We start from the raw sequence: 16,589 nt of genomic DNA, 5'->3' as shown, positions 1-16,589 counted from the left end.
GGACTTCCCGCCCGAACCGGTGGTTAATGTGATCAACAACTTCAGGCTCTCACCCCCCAGGAGCCCCTGTGTCCCAGCGCTCACCACAGCGCACGCGCATGCGCCCGCCACGAGCGGGCGCGGCCGCCGCCGCACTGGCCGCCGCCGCCGCGCTGCTCGCCACCGCACTGCCCGCGGCGTCCGCGTCCGCGAGATCCGCGCCCGCCGCGCCGCCGCACCGGCTGACCGTCGCCGACGGCGAGACCCAGCCGGTGTTCTCGCGCGCCGACGCCGTCACGCAGACCGTGAACATCGAGACCACCGCCGACAGCGACCACGACGGCGTGCGCGACCGCGTCCAACTGCGGATCATGCGGCCGAAGGAGACCGACACCGCCGGCCTCAAGGTCCCGACGATCATGGAGCCGAGCCCGTACTGGGCCGGCATCAACGACGTCCCGAACCACCCGGTGGACATCGGCGACGCGCGGGCCCGCGCGCTGACGACCACCCAGCGGAACCTCGCGGAGATGTTCCCCGGCTACTACGACAACTACTTCCTGCCGCGCGGGTACGCCGTCGCCGACCTCGACAGCATCGGGACGGGCGGCTCCACCGGCTGCCCGACGTCCGGGGACCGCAGCGAGCAGGCGGGCGCCAAGGCCGCCGTCGACTGGCTGAACGGCCGCGCCCGCGGCTGGGCGCCGGACGGCACGCCCGTCACGGCCACCTGGTCCACCGGGAACGTCGGCATGATCGGCCAGTCCTACGACGGGACGCTGCCGAACATGGCCGCGGCGTCCGGCGTCGAGGGCCTGAAGGCCATCGTCCCGATCGCCGGGATCAGCAGTTGGTACGACTACTACCGCGCGGGCGGCGGCGTCGTCGCGCCGGGCGGCTACCAGGGCGAGGACCTGGACGTGCTGGCGAAGGCCGTGCTGACCCGCAAGGACCCCGAGGTCTGCCGGAAGGTCATCGATCAGATCGAGGCGACCCAGGACCGCGAGACCGGCGACTACGGCAAGGTCTGGGCCGAGCGCGACTACGTCGGCCAGGCGCGGAACGTGCACGCGGCCGTCATGGTGGTGCACGGGCTCAACGACTGGAACGTGAAGCTCAAGAACTCCGTCCAGTGGTGGGACGCGCTGAAGAAGGCGGGTGTGCCGCGCAAGCTGTGGCTGCACCAGGGCAACCACTCCACGCCGTTCCGCTGGCGCGTGGAGGAGTGGCTGCGGCAGACGCTCCACTGGTTCGACCGCTACCTGTACGGGATCCGCAACGGGATCGACAAGGAGCCGCGCGTCGACATCGAGCACGCGGACGGGACCTGGGAGACCGCCAAGGACTGGCCCGTTCCGGGAACCCGCACCGTCCCCGTCCACCTGGACGCGGGCCCGGCCGGCCAACCCGGCACGCTCGATCTGAGGGCCGGAGCGGGCGCCACGCAGTCGTTCACCGACGCGGGCAAGACCCGCACCGCCGAGGACCTGCTCGCGAACGAGGGCCAGGCCGATCCGAACCGGCTCGCCTACCTCACCGGGACGCTGGACCGCCCCGTCCGGATCGACGGCACCCCGTCGATGTCGCTGCGCGCGTCCCTGGACGGCCGCTCGCCCTACCTGACGGCGCTGCTGGTCGACTACGGCACCGACAGCCGGCCGACCGGCGCCCGCGTCGACACCGGGCAGAGGGTCTGCTACGGGCAGAGCGTCCCGGGCGACGAGGGCTGCACCACCCGGCAGGCCCTCGCCATGCAGACCGCCCCGTACAAGATCATCACGCGGGGCTGGCTGGACGCGCGGAACCGGAAGAGCTTCAGCCGCACCGACCCGATCGCGCCGGGACGCACCTACGCGTTCCGGTGGGACCTCCAGCCGACCGACTACACCGTCAAGGCCGGTCACCGGCTCGGCGTGATCCTGCTGTCCACCGACCACGACTACACGCTGCGCTACCCCGCCGGAACCGTCGTCACGGCGAGGACGGGCGTCAGCGGCATCGACCTCCCGCTCGCCCGCGGCGGCCGCGAGGCCCTGGGCTGACCCGCGTTGCCTCGCGGCGAGCCGCCGTCATGGACGCACCCATGACGGCGGCTCGCCGCACGTCAACGATGGCGGGAGCGGGGCGCGTGCGCAGAAGGCGGGAGGGTCACTTGCCGAAGAGCTCGCGGAGGCGGCCGATCTGCTCGCGGCGCTCGGCGGCGCACTGCTGCTCCAGGCTGTTCTGCGGCGCCTCCCACAGCAGCCGCTTGGTGGCCACGGCGGCACCGGGGTTCACGGCGAGGAGGGACGCGACGAGCTCGGCGACGGCGGCGTCCAGGCCGTCCCGCGGCACGACGATCTCGGCGAGGCCGAGCCGGGCCGCCTCCTCGGCGTGCACGGTCCGGGCCGTCAGGCACAGCTCCAGGGCGCGCCCGATCCCGACGATCTCCACCAGCGGCTTGGTGCCGGTGAGGTCGGGGACGAGCCCGAGCGCGGGCTCCTTCATGCAGAACTTGACGTCGTCGGCGGCGACGCGGATGTCGCAGGCCAGGGCGAGCTGGAACCCGCCGCCGATGGCGTGCCCGTGCACCGCCGCGACGGTGACGATCTCGGGGCGCCGCAGCCAGGTGTACCCCTCCTGCAGCTCGGCGATGAAGCGGTCGGTCGCCGCGGCGTCGGAGCCGTCGGCGAAGCCCTCGCCGCCCTCGCCGGAGAACATCGACAGGTCGATGCCCGCCGAGAACGAGGGACCGGCGCCGCGCAGCACGACCACCCGCACGCCCTCCGGCAGCGACCGCCCGATCGCCGCCAGGCCGCGCCAGGTGGCGAACGTCATGGCGTTGCGCCGCTCCGGCCGGTTCAGCGTGACGGTCGCGACCGCCCCGTCGACCTCCAGCCGCAGCCCGGCCTCGGCCAGTGCCTCCTCCGCCGGCCCGGCCGCGGTGGCCGTCTCCACCCAGGCGTTCGCGTCCGCCATCGACACTTCCCCTTCCGACGAGCACGGCGGGCCCGCCCCGCCGTCCACGAGGCGGGACCCGTCCTGCCCGCCGCCGCGACCGAACCCTACTCGGTGGGCCGCGGCGACGGATCAGGCGGTGCGCTCATCCGGGGGAAGTCGTCCGTCCCGGACCTCGGGCCGTGGTGGACCCGCGTCCGTTCGGAACGTTCGTCCGGTCAGGACTTCTTGCCCCGGGTCGCGCCGCCGCGACCGCGCAGGTTGACTCCCGACTCCGTCAGGATCCGGTGGATGAAGCCGTACGAGCGGCCGGTGGCGGCTGCCAGGGCGCGGATGCTCTCGCCGGAGTCGTACCTCTTCTTGAGGTCCGCCGCCAGCTTGTCGCGCTCGGCACCGGTCACGCGGGTGCCCTTCTTGAGGGTCTCGGCCACGAGTACCTCCCGTAGTGATGTGGTGACCGCTGCGTTATCCCCCGCCATGATCAGTCATTCCCGCGCGTTCGGCTACCCACTCGGCCAGAAAAGATCTGCGGAAGGCACCCTGCAGGTCACGCAAGTGCCACCAGATCGGCAAACTCGTCACTCCAGATGTCTTCGACACCATCGGGCAGCAAAATCACTCTTTCCGGCCGCAGCGCGTCCACCGCACCCTCATCGTGGGTCACCAGGACGATGGCCCCGGCGAAGGTGCGCAGCGCCCCGAGGATCTCCTCGCGGCTGGCCGGATCGAGGTTGTTGGTGGGCTCGTCCAGCAGCAGGACGTTGGCGCTGGACACCACCAGCATCGCCAGTGCCAGCCGGGTCTTCTCGCCGCCGGACAGCACGCCCGCGGGCTTGTCGACGTCGTCGCCGGAGAACAGGAACGAGCCCAGGATCTTGCGGACCTCGACGGGTGCGAGGCCGGGCGCGGCCGACTGCATGTTCTCCAGCACCGAGCGCTCCACGTCGAGCGTCTCGTGCTCCTGGGCGTAGTAGCCGATCCGCAGCCCGTGCCCGGCCACGACGGTCCCGGTGTCGGGCTTGTCGACCCCCGCCAGCATGCGCAGAAGGGTGGTCTTCCCCGCCCCGTTCAGGCCCAGCACGACGACGCGGCTGCCCCGGTCGATGGCCAGGTCCACGTCGGTGAAAATCTCCAAAGATCCGTACGATTTCGACAAACCCTCGGCGGTAAGGGGGGTTTTGCCACAAGGTGCCGGGTCCGGGAAGCGAATTTTGGCCACCTTGTCGGCCTGCCGCTCCCCCTCGACGCCGGCGAGCAGCTGCCGGGCCCGCCGGTCCATCTGCTGCGCCGCCTTGGCCTTGGTCGCCTTCGCGCGCATCTTGTCGGCCTGCGACAGCAGCGCCGACGCCTGCCGCTGCGCGTTGGCCGTCTCGCGCCTGCGCCGCCGCTCGTCGGTCTCCCGCTGGTCGAGGTACTTCTTCCAGCCGACGTTGTAGATGTCGATCACGCTGCGGTTGGCGTCCAGGTGGAAGACCCGGTTGACCACCACGCCGAGCAGGTCGACGTCGTGGCTGATCACGACCAGGCCGCCCTGGTGCGACTTCAGGAAGTCGCGCAGCCAGACGATCGAGTCGGCGTCCAGGTGGTTGGTCGGCTCGTCCAGCAGCAGCGTGTCGGCGCCGGAGAACAGGATGCGGGCCAGCTCGACGCGGCGCCGCTGCCCGCCCGACAGGGTGCCGAGCGGCTGCCCCAGCACCCGGTCGGGGAGCCCGAGGCTGGAGGCGATCGAGGCGGCCTCGGCCTCGGCGGAGTAGCCGCCGAGCACGTGCAGCCGCTCCTCGAGCCGCCCGTACCGGCGGACGGCCTTGTCGCGCTCCTCGCCGGTCGCGGTGGCCATCGCCTCCTCGGCGGCGCGCAGCTTGCGGACGACCTCGTCCAGCCCGCGGGCCGACAGGATGCGGTCGCGGGCCAGCTCGTCGAGGTCGACGCCGCGCGGGTCCTGCGGGAGGTAGCCGATGGTGCCCGACGACGTGACGCCGCCCTGCGCGGGGATCGACTCCCCGGCCAGCACCTTGGTGAGGGTGGTCTTGCCCGCGCCGTTGCGGCCGACCAGGCCGACCCGGTCGCCGGGGTTGACCCGGAACGAGGCGGACTCGATCAGCAGCCGGGACCCGGCGCGCAGCTCGATGTCTTTCGCGATGATCACAGTGACAGGGCTCCCCTGACGGACGGCTCGATGGACAGGCGCACGAAACAGCGCGCCGCGCGGTCCATCCGACCGGGGCGCGCTGGGCGGCCTGTCAACTCGGGAGCGAAACCATCACCACAGTGTACGTGACACGCGGGCCGCTCCCGGCCATGCCGATCGGGCCGGGCGGATGTGTGAACGCCGCGCCGCGGGCCAGGATGGGAGTACGGCGGGCGACGGCGGACGCCCGGGGCCGGACGCCCCGGCACGAAGGAGTGTGAGTCGGATGACCCAGGTCACGGGCAACCTGCCGGACGGGACGCCCAACTGGCTGGACATCGGCGTGCCCGACATCGAGCGGGCCAGGACGTTCTACGGGACGCTCCTCGGCTGGCAGTTCGAGGACGCGGGGCCGGAGGCGGGCCACTACAACCAGTGCAAGCTGCGCGGAGCGCCGGTCGCGGGGATGATGCAGAACCCGGACGACGCGCCGGACGAGTACTGGTGGACCGTCTACTTCGCCGCGGACGACTGCGACGGCCTCGCCAAGCGGGCCGCGGACGCGGGGGGCGCGGTGGTCGTGCCGCCCATGGACGTGATGTCGATCGGCCGCATGGCGATCGTCAGGGACCCGCAGGGCGGCCAGTTCGGGCTGTGGCAGGGGCGGGAGCACCACGGCTCGGCGATCGTGAACGAGCCGGGCTCGTTCGTCTGGAACGAGCTGGTCACCCCCGACGCCAAGGCGGCGGGCGACTTCTACCAGGCGGTGTTCGGCTACGAGCTCGAGCCGATGCCGGGCGACATGGACTACACCGTCCTGCGGCGCGCCTCCGACGGGCGCTACATCGGCGGGATGCTCGGCGGCGCGGACATGGTGCTCGGCAACGGCCGGACCGCCGTGCCGACGTGGATGACCTACTTCGCGGTCGACGACGCGGACGAGGCGGTCCGGAAGGTCACCGCGGGCGGCGGCACGGTCGACTCGGGGCCCGCCGACAGCCCGTACGGCCGGTCCGCGGCCGTACGGGACCCGTTCGGGGTGCCGTTCCACGTGATGAAGCCCGCGCCCGAGCAGGGATGACCGCCCGCGGGGGCCCGGGGCGCCCGGGCCCCCGCGCGCGGCCCCCCGCCGTCCGGCGCCGGCCCCGCCGTTCGGCGTCAGCCCTGCCGTTCGGCGGACAGGCGCCGGCTGATCGTCTGCTGGAGCCGCTGCAGCCCCGACGTGCCGACCATGCCGATCTGGCCTTCGAGGTCGCGCAGCAGCACGTCCTCGTTCATCACGACCTCCGAGGACTGCATCAGCACGGTGCCCTGGCCGGTGAAGTCGAACTGGTGCTCCTCCCCCGACGACCCGCCGATCCCGAAGACCATCCGGGCCGCGCCGAACGCGCCGCGCATGTAGGAGTGGTCGTAGTGGTGGCAGGGCGACGGGCAGTCCGCCCAGCCCAGCAGGGCCTGCGGGTCCACCCGGACCGGCGGCTCGACGAAGTGCACCGGCCCGTTGGAGGCGGCCACGAACCGGCCCGTCCCGATCAGGGTCAGGAACCCCGGGATGATCGACTGCTTGAGCTCCAGGCCGGGCTCGAACGCCAGCAGGTTCCCGGCCCGGACGGTGAGGTTGCCGTCGTCGAGGTCGAAGGAGTTCACGTCGAAGCCGCGGTCGGCGAGGACGAGCTTGCCCCGCCCCTGCGCGACGATCCAGTCCTGGGCGTACAGCGGCGAGTTGAAGGTGTGCGCGACCAGCGCGTCCAGCGGCCCGGACGAGAGCGCCTCGAACCTGATCTGCCCGTAGTAGGCGATCATCTTGCCCTTCTGCGCGAACCACCGGCCGTCGAGGTCGACGCTGAAGGCGTAGGGGTTGACGTTGTCGTTCACCGGGAGGGTGGCCGCGTTCCAGGTCCGCGTGCCGAAGCTGCTCACGGTCAGATCTTCCTCTCGCTGGCCTGGACGTAGACGACGCCGGAGCCGCTCAGCTCGAGCTGGAAGCCCTCGCCGGAGCCGCGTCCGATGAGGTCGCGCAGCCCCACCGCCGTGGTGAGCCGGTTCTGCACCTGGCCCCGGTGGGCCACGTACGCCTGCGGGTCGACGTGGACGGGGCGCTGCGGGGCGATCGGCAGCTCCATGACGCCGCCGTGCGAGAGCAGCGCGCACGAGCCCTGGCCGGTCAGCGTGGTGGTGAACAGGCCCTGCCCGCTGACGGCGCCCCGCACGATGCCGCGCACGCCGCCCTGCTCACCCATGAACATGGTCCCGACCTGCAGGGACGCGTCGTGTACGAGGAGCCGGTCGGCCTCGACGTACAGGGTGTCGCCGCCGCCGAGGTCGACGACGGACACGTGCAGCCCGGCGTGCCCGAACATGACCTCGCCCTGCCCGGTGACGTGCATCATCGCGCTGCGCTCGCCCGCGACGGCGCGTCCGATGGCGCCGCCGATGCTCTGCCCCGCCGTGGTGGACGGGGCGAACGCCACCGACCCGGTGTAGGCGAGCATCGCGCCGCGCCTGCTGTAGACCTCCCGCCCGGGGCCGACCGGCACCTGGAGCATCTTGGAGGTGATCTTCTGGTATCCCGGCATCAGTACCTTCCGCAGCGGGCCGGCCGCCCGCGCCGCCCGCACGCCTTCGTCGTCATCAGATCTCCAGGATCCCGCCGCGCTCGGCGGGCTGGACGTAGACCAGACCGTGCCCCTGGTACCGGAACTGGACGCTCTCGCCCGACCCGTGGCCGATGACGGTCCGCCAGTTGACGTCGGTGACGACGTCCTGGCGCAGCTGCCCGTGGTGCCCGACGTAGGCGTGCGGGTCGACCGACAGCGGCGTCTCGGGCGTCACCTCCAGCGCGATCGCCGGCCCGTCGGACACGATCGCGACCGTGCCGTGCCCCTCCACCTTGGTCGTGGCGAGGCCCTGCCCGGTCCCCATCCCGCGCAGGCCGACGAACTGGACGCCCGTGCGCAGCCCGCCCTCCAGCGCCAGGAGGCTCTCCGACTCCACGAACAGGGTGTCGCCGGTCAGCTGGACGAGCGTCACCTCCGCCGCCTCGCTCGCCAGGTACACGGTGCCCTCGCCGGTGACCTCCATGAGCGTCATGCCCTCGCCGGCGATCTTGCGCTTGAGCGCGCCGCGCAGGCCCTCTCCCCCGGTCATCCCCTCCCGTTTGAACGCCATCCGCCCCTCGTAGGCGACCATGGCGCCGTTCAGCGCCCGGATCGTCTCCCCGGCGAGATCGACGGCCAGCATCTTCGAGCCGTTCAGTCGAAAGTGCGCCACGAGGCGACAAGATACCGGCCGGAACCCCGCGCGGTCCGGGCATTCGGCGCGGTCCCCCCGGCGGGGGCGGGCGAGCCGCCGGCGGCCCTCATCGCGGCGGAACCGGCGCGTTGCCGGTCCCGTGCGCCCGCCGATCGGAGAGGATGTCGCTCATGTGGATCGCTCCCGAACGCCGCAGCCTCAGCCGGTGGGCCGTACCCGGGCTCGTCCTCGGTGCCGGGGTGGTGGTCGGCGCCGTGCTCGCCGCCGACGGACGCGACGGCACCGCCCTCATCGCGCTCGCCGCCCTCGCCGGGTACGCCGGCTACCTGGCCTTCCGGCGCAACGAGCCCGCGCTGCCGCTCAGCGAGGGCTTCGGCTCCGGCCACCGCGCCCGCACCCATCTGCGCGCCGCCGCGATGACCGGCGACGTGCTGACGGTCGCCGTGATCGGCGGGCTCGTCGTGCAGGCGCTGCGCGGCGGCGACATCACCGCCTACGTCTGGCTCGCGGCCGTCGCGGGGGTCACCTACGCGCTGTCGGCGATGGTCGGCGGCCGCGGGCTGTGACGGCCCGCCCCGGGTCAAGATCCACACCGCGACCTGCGCGAATTATGCGTTAACTTCTCCTGACAACGGTGGTTCCGGGCGCTTCCGGACGACATGATGCCGCTGTGTCAGCCGTAGATGTCCTGGTCCCGGCGAGGGCGGTGTTCCATCCGGTCGTCGATCTCGGCACCGGGACCGTCGTCGCCGTGGAGGCGCACGCGGGGCCGCCCGCCGCGACCGGGCTGCCGCCGCGGGTCGATCCCGTGTCCGAGGACCTGCGGCGCGCCGCCGAGGCGGCCCGCGCCGCGGCGGACCTCCGCACGCCCCTGCCGCTGCAGATCGGCCTGCGCGCCGAGACCCTCGCCTTCGGCGACCCGGTGCTCGCGGAGCTGCACCAGGGGTTCGCCGGGGCCGGGCGCCGCCCGCAGGAGATCATCATCTGCGTCACCGGGGGCTTCCCGCCGGCGCAGCGCGCCCCCGTCACCGCGGCGCTGTCCGGGCTGCGCCGGGCCGGGTACCTCGTCGGGCTCGGCGGCGTCGGCGCCGCGCACGCCCCGCTCGACCTGCTCGTCGACGGCGCGTCCTACCTGCTCAAGCTCGATCCCGTGCTGGCCCGCCGGGCGCCCGCCGAGCCGCGCCGCTCCGCGCTGGTGGCGAGCCTCGTCGAGCTGGCGCACCGGCTGGAGACCCACGTGCTCGCGCCCGGCCTGGAGACCGGCGACCAGGTGCTGCACCTGCGCGAACTCGGGGTGCGGCTGGTCCAGGGGCCGGCGCTGGCGCCGCCGGAGTGGCGGCCCGGCATGCCGGTCACGGTCCCCGTCGCGGCGCGCGGCGCCCCGGACCCCCGCGAGCGCCCCGACCTCGGCCCCCGCGTCTCGGAGTTCACGCTCCCCGGCGTCACGATGCCGCACACCGCGACCGCCGACGAGGTGCTGGACGCCCTGAACGCCGAGACGGGCATCACCAGCATCGTCCTGGTCGACGAGCGGCAGCGGCCCCGCGCCACCGTGGACCGGACGCGCTTCCTGCTCCGGCTGTCGGGCGCCTACGGCCACGCGCTGCACGCCCACCGGCCCGCCGCCCGGCTGGCCGACCCGCCCCGCCCGGTCCCGCGCACCGTCCCGGCCGTGGCGGCGCTGCGCGCGGCGGGCCAGGAGGACGAGCGCGTCTACGACGACCTGGTCGTGGTCGACGAGCTGGGCCGCTGCCTGGGGATCGTCCGCGTCGCCGACCTGATCCGCGGCCTGTCGCCCTGACCGGCGGCGTTCCGGTCCGGAGCGGTTCCCGGCGGGGGTCAGCCCGCGCTGAGATCCCCGCTGCCGGATCCGGGCGCGTCCGGCGCCGCGGTGGCCCCAGACGGGTCCGTGAGGCCGGACGCGGCCAGCTCCTGCGCGAGGATGGCGGCCTGGACCCGGCTGCGCAGCCCGAGCTTCCCGAGGATGCGGCTGACGTGCGTCTTGGTGGTCGTCTCCGCCATCGACAGCCGCCGCGCGATCTCCCCGTTCGACAGCCCCTCCCCGAGGCAGGCCAGCACCTCGCGCTCCCGCGGCGTCAGCTCCGCCACCGCCGCCGGGCCCGGCACGGGCGGCTCCGGCCGGGCCGCGAACGCGCCGATCAGCCGCCGCGTCACCTGCGGCGCGATGATCCCGTCCCCGGCCGCCACCGTCCGCACCGCCTCCACCAGCCGGTCGGCGTCCACGTCCTTCAGCAGGAACCCCGCCGCGCCCGCCCGCAGCGCCCCGAACACGTACTCGTCGAGGTCGAACGTGGTCAGCACCAGCACGTCCGCGAACCCGGCGATCTGCCGGGTGGCGCTGATCCCGTCCAGCCGCGGCATCCGCACGTCCATCAGCACCACGTCGGGGCGCAGCTCCCGGGCCAGCTCGACGGCCCGCTCCCCGTCGGCGGCCTCGCCGACCACCCGCACGTCCGGCGCCGCGCCGAGGATCAGCACCAGCCCGGCCCGCACGGCCGCCTGGTCGTCGGCCACCAGCACCTCGATCACCGCGCCACCTCGATCACCGCGCCACCCCGCTCATCGCGCCACCCCGATCACCGGACGCCTTCACGGCCGCGCGCGGGCTCCGCGTCCACCGGCAGTTCCGCGTGCACCAGCCAGCGCCCGCCGTCCGGCCCGGCGGAGAACTCCCCGCCGAGGATCGCCGCCCGCTCCCGCATCCCGATCAGGCCGCTGCCCGACCCCGGCAGCCCCGCGCCGTCACCGAGGGGGCTCAGCACGTCGATCACCACCCGCCCCCGCGCGTACCCGACCGACACCTCGGCGTCGCCCGGCCCGGCGTGCTTGAGCGCGTTGGTCAGGGACTCCTGGACGATCCGGTACGCGGCCAGCTCGACCGGCGCGGGCAGTTCGGGGAGCTCGCCGGCCGGGCGCAGCCGCGCCGACAGGTCCGGGCGGGCCGTCCGCTCGACGAGCCGGCCGAGGTCGGCCAGCCGCGGCGCCTCCGCCGGGTCGGCGCCGCCGGCGCCGCCCTCGCGCAGCAGCCCGATCATCCGGCGCATCTCCGCCAGCCCCTGCACGCTGTTCTCCCGGATCACCGTCATCGCCCGGTCCAGGCCCTCCCGGTCCAGGTCGCGGACCTTCAGCACGGCCGAGGAGTGCAGCGCGACGGCGCTCAGATGGTTGGCGATCACGTCGTGCAGCTCGCGCGCCATCCGGGCGCGCTCTGCGCCGACGGCGGCGCGCCGGTCCATCTCGGCGAGCCGCGCGACCTGCCGGGCGCGTTGCCGCTCCGCCTCCGCCCGGGACCGGTGCTCCCGGACGAGCATCGCGGTCAGCACCGGCGTCACCCACACCGCCGCCGCGAGCGCCCCGGCCACCACGCCGAGCGCGAGGTCGCGCGCCAGCGCGCCGGTCACCGCCAGGACCGCGACGGTCCCGCCGACGGTCGCGCCGAGCAGCCCTTCCGCCGTCCGCCGCGGCCGCCCGTACAGGCTCGCCGCGTACAGCGCGTCCCCGTAGATCATCGCGGTGGCGATGGACGGGCCGAACGCCACGTCGAGGAAGTTGAACGGGGTGGAGATCGCCAGCGCGGTGAGGGGGGCCGTGCGCCGCAGCAGCATCGCCCCGCACAGCCCGGCGAGCGGCAGCAGCCGGAGCCCGGCGGGCGGCCAGTGGTCGGTCCAGGTGCTGTACCCGTGCGCCGCCAGCAGCACCAGCCCGGCCGCCAGCGCCCCGGCGGCGATGAGCGCGTCCTGGGGCGTGGTGAGGCGGCGGAGCCTGGAGAGCACGGATCCATCTCAGCATCCCGCCGGGACCGTCGCGTCCATCTCGCTGAGGGCACCTCGTACATCCTTCGGAGGACCCTGAGAACCTCATCGGCGACGACGCCTCGCCCCTCCGCCGTACCCGACCATCGAGACACAGGCAATGGACGGGGAAGTGGAGGGGAACGCGCCATGCTCGTCGGGATCATCGCCGCCTGCGAGATCGGCTTCTGGGTCGTCCTCGCGGCCGGTCTGGTCGCCCGCTACCCGCTGCGGATGCGCAGGACCGGCGCGGCGCTCCTGCTGGGCGTCCCGCTGGTCGACCTCGTCCTCCTCGCGGCCACGGTCGCCGACCTGCGCGGGGGCGCGACCGCGGGCTTCGCCCACGGCCTGGCGGCGGCCTACCTCGGCTACTCGGTCGCGTTCGGGCACGGCATGGTCCGGTGGGCCGACGAGCGGTTCGCGCACCGCTTCGCCGGCGGGCCGCCGCCCCGGCGCAAGCCCCGGTACGGCCGGGCGCGCGCCCGCCACGAGTGGGTGGAGTTCGGCAAGGCCGCCGTCGCGACGGGGATCGGCTGCGCGCTGCTGCTGGCGATGATCGCGCTGGTCGGCGCCCCCGACCGGACCGCCGCCCTGACCGCCTGGACGGCCCGTCTCGGGCTCGTCCTCGCGATCTGGTCGCTGTGGCCGATCACCCACACGCTGTGGCCGTCCAAGCCGAAGGACGGGGCCGCTAGCCCGCCCGCAGAGCGCGCGCGGCCAAGGTGACGATCGGCAGGTCGAACTCGCCCTCGGCGGTCTCCGGCGTCATCCTCAGGAACTCGACGATCCGCTCGGTCACCTCCGCCCGCTCGGCCTCGTCGAGCACGAGCATGTGCGAATGCGTCCCGATCGTAGCCGCCATCGACTCGGCCGTGCGGCGCTGCGCATGCGGGAACTCCGCCCGCTCGAACAGCGGGAACCACCGGGTCCCGGGCAGGTCCTTCGGCTGCCACCGCCGGTACGACACGCTGCTGCGGGAGACCCGCTTCAGCTCCGCGACCCACGAGACCCGGTCGTCGTCGGTGTTCCACAGTCCCGCGAGCACCCCGCCCGGGGACAGCACCCGGTGGATCTCCGGCAGCGCCCGGTCCAGGTCGAACCAGTGCATCGCCTGCCCCACCAGGACGGCGTCGACCGCGGCGTCCGGCAGCGGGATCGCCTCCGCGCCGCCTCGCAGCGCCCGCACGCCGGGCACCTCGCGGCGCAGCTCGTCCAGCATCGCCGCGTCGGGCTCCACGGCCACCAGGTCCGCGGCGTCGACGCCGTTGCGGAGCAGCACCTGTGTCAGCTTGCCCGTGCCGGCCGCCAGGTCGAGCACCCGGAGTGGCCTGCGGCCCGCCACGGGCTCAAGGGCCCACCGCACCGCCGCGTCGGGATAGTCCGGACGCTCCCGCGCGTACGCCGCCGCGCTCCCGCCGAACGACGAGGCCCTGCGCGCCACCAGTGCGGGATCGCTGTCGGGAAAGGCATCCTTCACATCGCCTCACCCTAGACGCGCCCGGGCATGCGCGAGGCCGCGCCCCCGGCGGGGAGGCGCGGCCTCGCGGCGGCTCGGTGTCAGACGTTGAAGCCGAGGGCGCGGAGCTGGTCGCGGCCCTCGTCGGTGATCTTGTCCGGGCCCCACGGCGGCAGCCAGACCCAGTTGATCTTGACGTCCTTGACCAGGCCCTCCAGCGCGCTGTGCGCCTGGTCCTCGATCACGTCCGTGAGCGGGCAGGCGGCGCTGGTCAGGGTCATGTCCAGGGTGACGACCTCGTCGGCGAGGTTCACCCCGTACACCAGGCCGAGATCGACCACGTTGATGCCGAGTTCGGGGTCGACGACGTCCTTCAGCGCCTCGAGGATCTCCTCGTCGGGGACGGTGCCGGCCGCGGCGGTCGCGGGGGTCTCCTCCGGTGCGGTGTCGCTCATGATGCCTCTCCGAGTGCGCGGGCGGTCGCGTCCTTCCACGCCATCCAGGCGAGCAGGGCGCACTTGATCCTGGCGGGGTACTTCGACACCCCGGCGAAGGCGACGGCGTCCTCGAGGACGTCCTCGTCCGGCTCGACGTCCCGGCCGCGCGACTGCATCAGCGCCAGGAACTCCTCGCCGACCGCCATCGCCTCCTTCACGGACTTGCCGATGATCAGGTCGGACATCACCGACGCGCTGGCCTGGCTGATCGAGCAGCCCATGGCGTCGTAGGAGACGTCCGCCACCGTGGCGTCCTGGCCGTCGCCGTCCAGATGGACGCGGAGCGTCACCTCGTCCCCGCAGGTCGGGTTGACGTGGTGCGCCTCGCCCTCGTACGGCTCCCGCAGCCCCTTGTGCAGGGGGTTGCGGTAGTGGTCCAGGATGACCTCCTGGTACATCGCCTCCAGCTGCATGGCGTCCTTTCCAAGCCTTTCTCGCTACAACCCGGCCCCGGCGCGGGCTGTTCCTGCGGCCGTCAGGAGACGGTCCCGAAGAACTTCTGCGCCTGCCTGACCCCGTCGGCGAGCGCGTCGATGTCCGACAGGGTGTTGTAGAGGTAGAACGTCGCGCGGGTCGTGGCCGGGATGCCGAACCGGCGGCAGATCGGCCACGCGCAGTGGTGCCCGACGCGCACCTCGACGCCCAGGTCGTCCAGCACCTGGCCGACGTCGTGCGGGTGGATGTCCTCGACGGTGAACGACACGGCCCCGCCGCGCGCCTCGGTCGTGCCCGGCCCGATGATCCGGACGCCGGGGATCTCGCCGAGCCGCTTCAGCGAGTAGGCGACCAGCGCCTCCTCGTGGGCGTGGACGCGGTCCATGCCGATCTCGGCGAGGTAGTCGCAGGCCGCGCCGAGCCCGATCGCCTGCGCGGTCATCGGCACGCCGGCCTCGAACCGCTGCGGCGGCGGCATGAAGGTGGTCGCCTCCATGTGCACGACCTCGATCATGGAGCCGCCGGTGATGAATGGCGGCATGGCCTCCAGCAGCTCCGAACGCCCCCACAGCACGCCGATGCCGGTCGGGCCGAGCATCTTGTGCCCGGAGAACGCCAGGAAGTCGGCGCCCAGCTCGGCGACGTCCACCGGCTGGTGCGGGACCGACTGCGCGCCGTCCAGCAGGACGAGCGCGCCGACGGCGTGCGCCCGCTCGGCGATCAGCTTGATCGGCGGGACCGTTCCGAGGACGTTCGACTGGTGCGTGAGCGCGACGATCTTCGTGCGCTCGTTGACCAGCTCGTCCAGGTTCTCCAGGTCGAGGCGGCCGTCGTCGGTGATGCCGAACCACCGCAGGGTCGCGCCCGTCCGCTGGCAGAGCTGCTGCCACGGGACGAGGTTGGCGTGGTGCTCCATCTCCGACACCACGATCTCGTCGCCGGGGCCGACCTTGAACCGCTCGGCCTCGGGGCCCGCCGTGGCGGCGTTGCTCATCGCGTACGCCACCAGGTTGATGCCCTCGGTGGCGTTCTTGGTGAACACGATCTCGCCGGGCGTCGCGCCGATGAACCGGGCGATCGACGCGCGGGCGTTCTCGTACGCCTCGGTGGCCTCCTCGGCGAGCAGGTGCGCCCCGCGGTGCGGCGCCGCGTTGTGCCGCTCGTAGAACTCGCGCTCGGCGTCCAGCACCCGCGTCGGCTTCTGCGACGTCGCGCCGGAGTCGAGGTACACCAGCGGGCGCCCGCCGCGGACGGTGCGCTGCAGCAGCGGGAAGTCCTTCTTGAGCTCCTCGGGGAGCAGCGTCCCCTCGGACAGAAGCGTCATAGGGTCGCCTCCGCCTTCACGTACTTCTCGTACCCCTCGTTCTCGAGCTGGTCGGCCAGCTCCGGGCCGCCCTCGGCGACGACGCGGCCGGCCGCGAACACGTGCACGAAGTCCGGCTTCACGTACCGCAGGATGCGGGTGTAGTGCGTGATCAGCAGGACGCCGGTCTCGCCGCTCGCGGAGAACCGGTTGACGCCCTCGGAGACGACCTTCAGCGCGTCGACGTCCAGGCCGGAGTCGGTCTCGTCCAGCACGGCGACCTTCGGCTTGAGCATCTCCAGCTGGAGGATCTCGTGCCGCTTCTTCTCGCCGCCGGAGAAGCCCTCGTTCAGGCTGCGCTGCGCGAACGCCGGGTCGATGGACAGCTCGTCCATCGCCTGCTTCATCTCCTTGGAGAACTCGCGCAGCTTCGGCGCCTCGCCGCGCACCGCGGTGACCGCCGAGCGCAGGAAGTTCGACACCGACACCCCGGGGACCTCGACCGGGTACTGCATCGCCAGGAACAGCCCGGCGCGGGCGCGCTCGTCGACGGACATGCCGAGCACGTCCTCGCCGTCCAGCGTGACCGTGCCGGACGTCACCTCGTACTTCGGGTGGCCGGCGACGGCGTAGGCGAGCGTGGACTTGCCGGAGCCGTTCGGCCCCATGAGCGCGTGGGTCTCGCCGGCCTTGACGGTCAGGTCGACCCCGCGCAGGATCTCCTTCGTCCCGTCGGACCCGTCGGCGACGGAGACGTGGAGGTCGCGGATCTCAAGCGTGGCCATGGTGG

At 73.4% G+C, this 16,589-nt stretch carries 18 protein-coding genes; 5 read left to right on the top strand and 13 right to left on the bottom strand.

The features are described from left to right. The first annotated feature begins 98 nt into the window (after positions 1–98). Positions 99–2,021, top strand: a complete 1,923-nt coding sequence (locus tag amrb99_RS14135; protein WP_190856396.1) for a Xaa-Pro dipeptidyl-peptidase — start codon at positions 99–101, stop codon at positions 2,019–2,021. Between the two features lie 106 nt (positions 2,022–2,127). Here the strand turns inward: amrb99_RS14135 and amrb99_RS14130 are convergent, their stop codons facing one another. From amrb99_RS14130 to amrb99_RS14120, 3 genes are all read right to left on the bottom strand, one after another. Continuing rightward, positions 2,128–2,937 carry an enoyl-CoA hydratase/isomerase family protein gene (locus amrb99_RS14130; RefSeq protein ID WP_190856395.1) on the bottom strand — a complete coding sequence of 270 codons (810 nt, stop codon included), beginning with the start codon at positions 2,935–2,937 and terminating at the stop codon, positions 2,128–2,130. A gap of 197 nt (positions 2,938–3,134) precedes the next feature. Beyond that, positions 3,135–3,347 carry a helix-turn-helix domain-containing protein gene (locus tag amrb99_RS14125; RefSeq protein WP_021596738.1) on the bottom strand — a complete coding sequence of 71 codons (213 nt, stop codon included), beginning with the start codon at positions 3,345–3,347 and terminating at the stop codon, positions 3,135–3,137. Positions 3,348–3,463: 116 nt separating this feature from the next. Further along, entirely contained in the window at positions 3,464–5,062 is a 1,599-nt protein-coding gene (locus tag amrb99_RS14120) for an ATP-binding cassette domain-containing protein (RefSeq protein WP_190856394.1), read from the bottom strand. Positions 5,063–5,330: 268 nt separating this feature from the next. Between amrb99_RS14120 and amrb99_RS14115 the strand changes: the two genes are divergently transcribed. Continuing rightward, positions 5,331–6,125 (top strand): VOC family protein, encoded by a 795-nt coding sequence (locus amrb99_RS14115; RefSeq protein WP_190856393.1) that lies wholly within the window; start codon positions 5,331–5,333, stop codon positions 6,123–6,125. A 77-nt stretch (positions 6,126–6,202) separates the two neighbouring features. Here the strand turns inward: amrb99_RS14115 and amrb99_RS14110 are convergent, their stop codons facing one another. From amrb99_RS14110 to amrb99_RS14100, 3 genes are read right to left on the bottom strand one after another with little or no spacing between them, the layout of a single operon-like run. Further along, positions 6,203–6,964 (bottom strand): AIM24 family protein, encoded by a 762-nt coding sequence (locus amrb99_RS14110; RefSeq protein ID WP_190856392.1) that lies wholly within the window; start codon positions 6,962–6,964, stop codon positions 6,203–6,205. Positions 6,965–6,966: 2 nt separating this feature from the next. Then, entirely contained in the window at positions 6,967–7,620 is a 654-nt protein-coding gene (locus tag amrb99_RS14105; RefSeq protein ID WP_190856391.1) for an AIM24 family protein, read from the bottom strand. Between the two features lie 55 nt (positions 7,621–7,675). Further along, positions 7,676–8,314, bottom strand: a complete 639-nt coding sequence (locus tag amrb99_RS14100; protein WP_347256669.1) for an AIM24 family protein — start codon at positions 8,312–8,314, stop codon at positions 7,676–7,678. 152 nt (positions 8,315–8,466) lie between these two features. Here amrb99_RS14100 and amrb99_RS14095 point away from each other — a divergent pair, with 152 nt between their 5' ends. After that, on the top strand, positions 8,467–8,862 hold the full coding sequence (locus amrb99_RS14095; RefSeq protein ID WP_190856390.1) for an ABC transporter permease: 396 nt from the start codon (positions 8,467–8,469) through the stop codon (positions 8,860–8,862). Between the two features lie 104 nt (positions 8,863–8,966). Beyond that, the gene (locus amrb99_RS14090) at positions 8,967–10,097 is read left to right on the top strand and encodes an EAL domain-containing protein (RefSeq protein ID WP_347256668.1); all 1,131 of its coding nucleotides are present in this window, start codon (positions 8,967–8,969) and stop codon (positions 10,095–10,097) included. Positions 10,098–10,135: 38 nt separating this feature from the next. Here amrb99_RS14090 and amrb99_RS14085 read toward each other — a convergent pair whose 3' ends face one another. Together amrb99_RS14085 and amrb99_RS14080 are read right to left on the bottom strand one after the other, a co-directional pair. After that, positions 10,136–10,846: a response regulator gene (locus amrb99_RS14085; RefSeq protein WP_190856389.1), complete on the bottom strand. Its 711-nt coding sequence runs from the start codon at positions 10,844–10,846 to the stop codon at positions 10,136–10,138. Between the two features lie 47 nt (positions 10,847–10,893). Continuing rightward, complete coding sequence (locus amrb99_RS14080; RefSeq protein WP_190856388.1) at positions 10,894–12,090, bottom strand: histidine kinase; 1,197 nt, start codon at positions 12,088–12,090, stop codon at positions 10,894–10,896. Positions 12,091–12,258: 168 nt separating this feature from the next. Between amrb99_RS14080 and amrb99_RS14075 the strand changes: the two genes are divergently transcribed. Further along, the gene (locus amrb99_RS14075; protein WP_190856387.1) at positions 12,259–12,834 is read left to right on the top strand and encodes a hypothetical protein; all 576 of its coding nucleotides are present in this window, start codon (positions 12,259–12,261) and stop codon (positions 12,832–12,834) included. On the opposite strand, the gene amrb99_RS14070 is transcribed toward amrb99_RS14075, so the two are convergent. The 5 genes from amrb99_RS14070 to sufC all read right to left on the bottom strand — a co-directional run bounded on the left by amrb99_RS14070 (position 12,800) and on the right by sufC (position 16,584). Beyond that, positions 12,800–13,585, bottom strand: a complete 786-nt coding sequence (locus amrb99_RS14070) for a methyltransferase domain-containing protein (RefSeq protein ID WP_190856386.1) — start codon at positions 13,583–13,585, stop codon at positions 12,800–12,802. The genes amrb99_RS14075 and amrb99_RS14070 overlap by 35 nt on opposite strands. A gap of 80 nt (positions 13,586–13,665) precedes the next feature. After that, positions 13,666–14,019 (bottom strand): metal-sulfur cluster assembly factor, encoded by a 354-nt coding sequence (locus amrb99_RS14065; RefSeq protein WP_190856385.1) that lies wholly within the window; start codon positions 14,017–14,019, stop codon positions 13,666–13,668. After that, on the bottom strand, positions 14,016–14,474 hold the full coding sequence (gene sufU, locus amrb99_RS14060; protein WP_190856384.1) for a Fe-S cluster assembly sulfur transfer protein SufU: 459 nt from the start codon (positions 14,472–14,474) through the stop codon (positions 14,016–14,018). The genes amrb99_RS14065 and sufU overlap by 4 nt, the downstream gene beginning before the upstream one ends. A gap of 62 nt (positions 14,475–14,536) precedes the next feature. Then, complete coding sequence (locus amrb99_RS14055; RefSeq protein WP_190856383.1) at positions 14,537–15,820, bottom strand: cysteine desulfurase; 1,284 nt, start codon at positions 15,818–15,820, stop codon at positions 14,537–14,539. Next, positions 15,817–16,584: a Fe-S cluster assembly ATPase SufC gene (gene sufC, locus amrb99_RS14050; protein ID WP_190856382.1), complete on the bottom strand. Its 768-nt coding sequence runs from the start codon at positions 16,582–16,584 to the stop codon at positions 15,817–15,819. Before sufC ends, amrb99_RS14055 begins: the two co-directional genes overlap by 4 nt. Between the last annotated feature and the right edge of the window lie 5 nt (positions 16,585–16,589).

It is taken from the genome of Actinomadura sp. RB99 (assembly GCF_014706005.1).
In the GTDB taxonomy this organism is placed as follows: domain Bacteria; phylum Actinomycetota; class Actinomycetes; order Streptosporangiales; family Streptosporangiaceae; genus Spirillospora.
Note: the sequence above shows the minus strand (reverse complement) of the source record. Positions and strands in the feature narration are given on the sequence as shown.

Excerpts from the sequence above, each read along its gene's own strand:
- amrb99_RS14135 (WP_190856396.1), top strand. The coding sequence starts at position 99 with ATGCGCCCGCCACGAGCGGGCGCGGCCGCCGCCGCACTGGCCGCCGCC.
- amrb99_RS14130 (WP_190856395.1), bottom strand. The coding sequence starts at position 2,937 with ATGGCGGACGCGAACGCCTGGGTGGAGACGGCCACCGCGGCCGGGCCG.
- amrb99_RS14115 (WP_190856393.1), top strand. The coding sequence starts at position 5,331 with ATGACCCAGGTCACGGGCAACCTGCCGGACGGGACGCCCAACTGGCTG.
- amrb99_RS14105 (WP_190856391.1), bottom strand. The coding sequence starts at position 7,620 with ATGCCGGGATACCAGAAGATCACCTCCAAGATGCTCCAGGTGCCGGTC.
- amrb99_RS14095 (WP_190856390.1), top strand. The coding sequence starts at position 8,467 with ATGTGGATCGCTCCCGAACGCCGCAGCCTCAGCCGGTGGGCCGTACCC.
- amrb99_RS14075 (WP_190856387.1), top strand. The coding sequence starts at position 12,259 with ATGCTCGTCGGGATCATCGCCGCCTGCGAGATCGGCTTCTGGGTCGTC.
- amrb99_RS14065 (WP_190856385.1), bottom strand. The coding sequence starts at position 14,019 with ATGAGCGACACCGCACCGGAGGAGACCCCCGCGACCGCCGCGGCCGGC.
- sufU (WP_190856384.1), bottom strand. The coding sequence starts at position 14,474 with ATGCAGCTGGAGGCGATGTACCAGGAGGTCATCCTGGACCACTACCGC.
- amrb99_RS14055 (WP_190856383.1), bottom strand. The coding sequence starts at position 15,820 with ATGACGCTTCTGTCCGAGGGGACGCTGCTCCCCGAGGAGCTCAAGAAG.
- sufC (WP_190856382.1), bottom strand. The coding sequence starts at position 16,584 with ATGGCCACGCTTGAGATCCGCGACCTCCACGTCTCCGTCGCCGACGGG.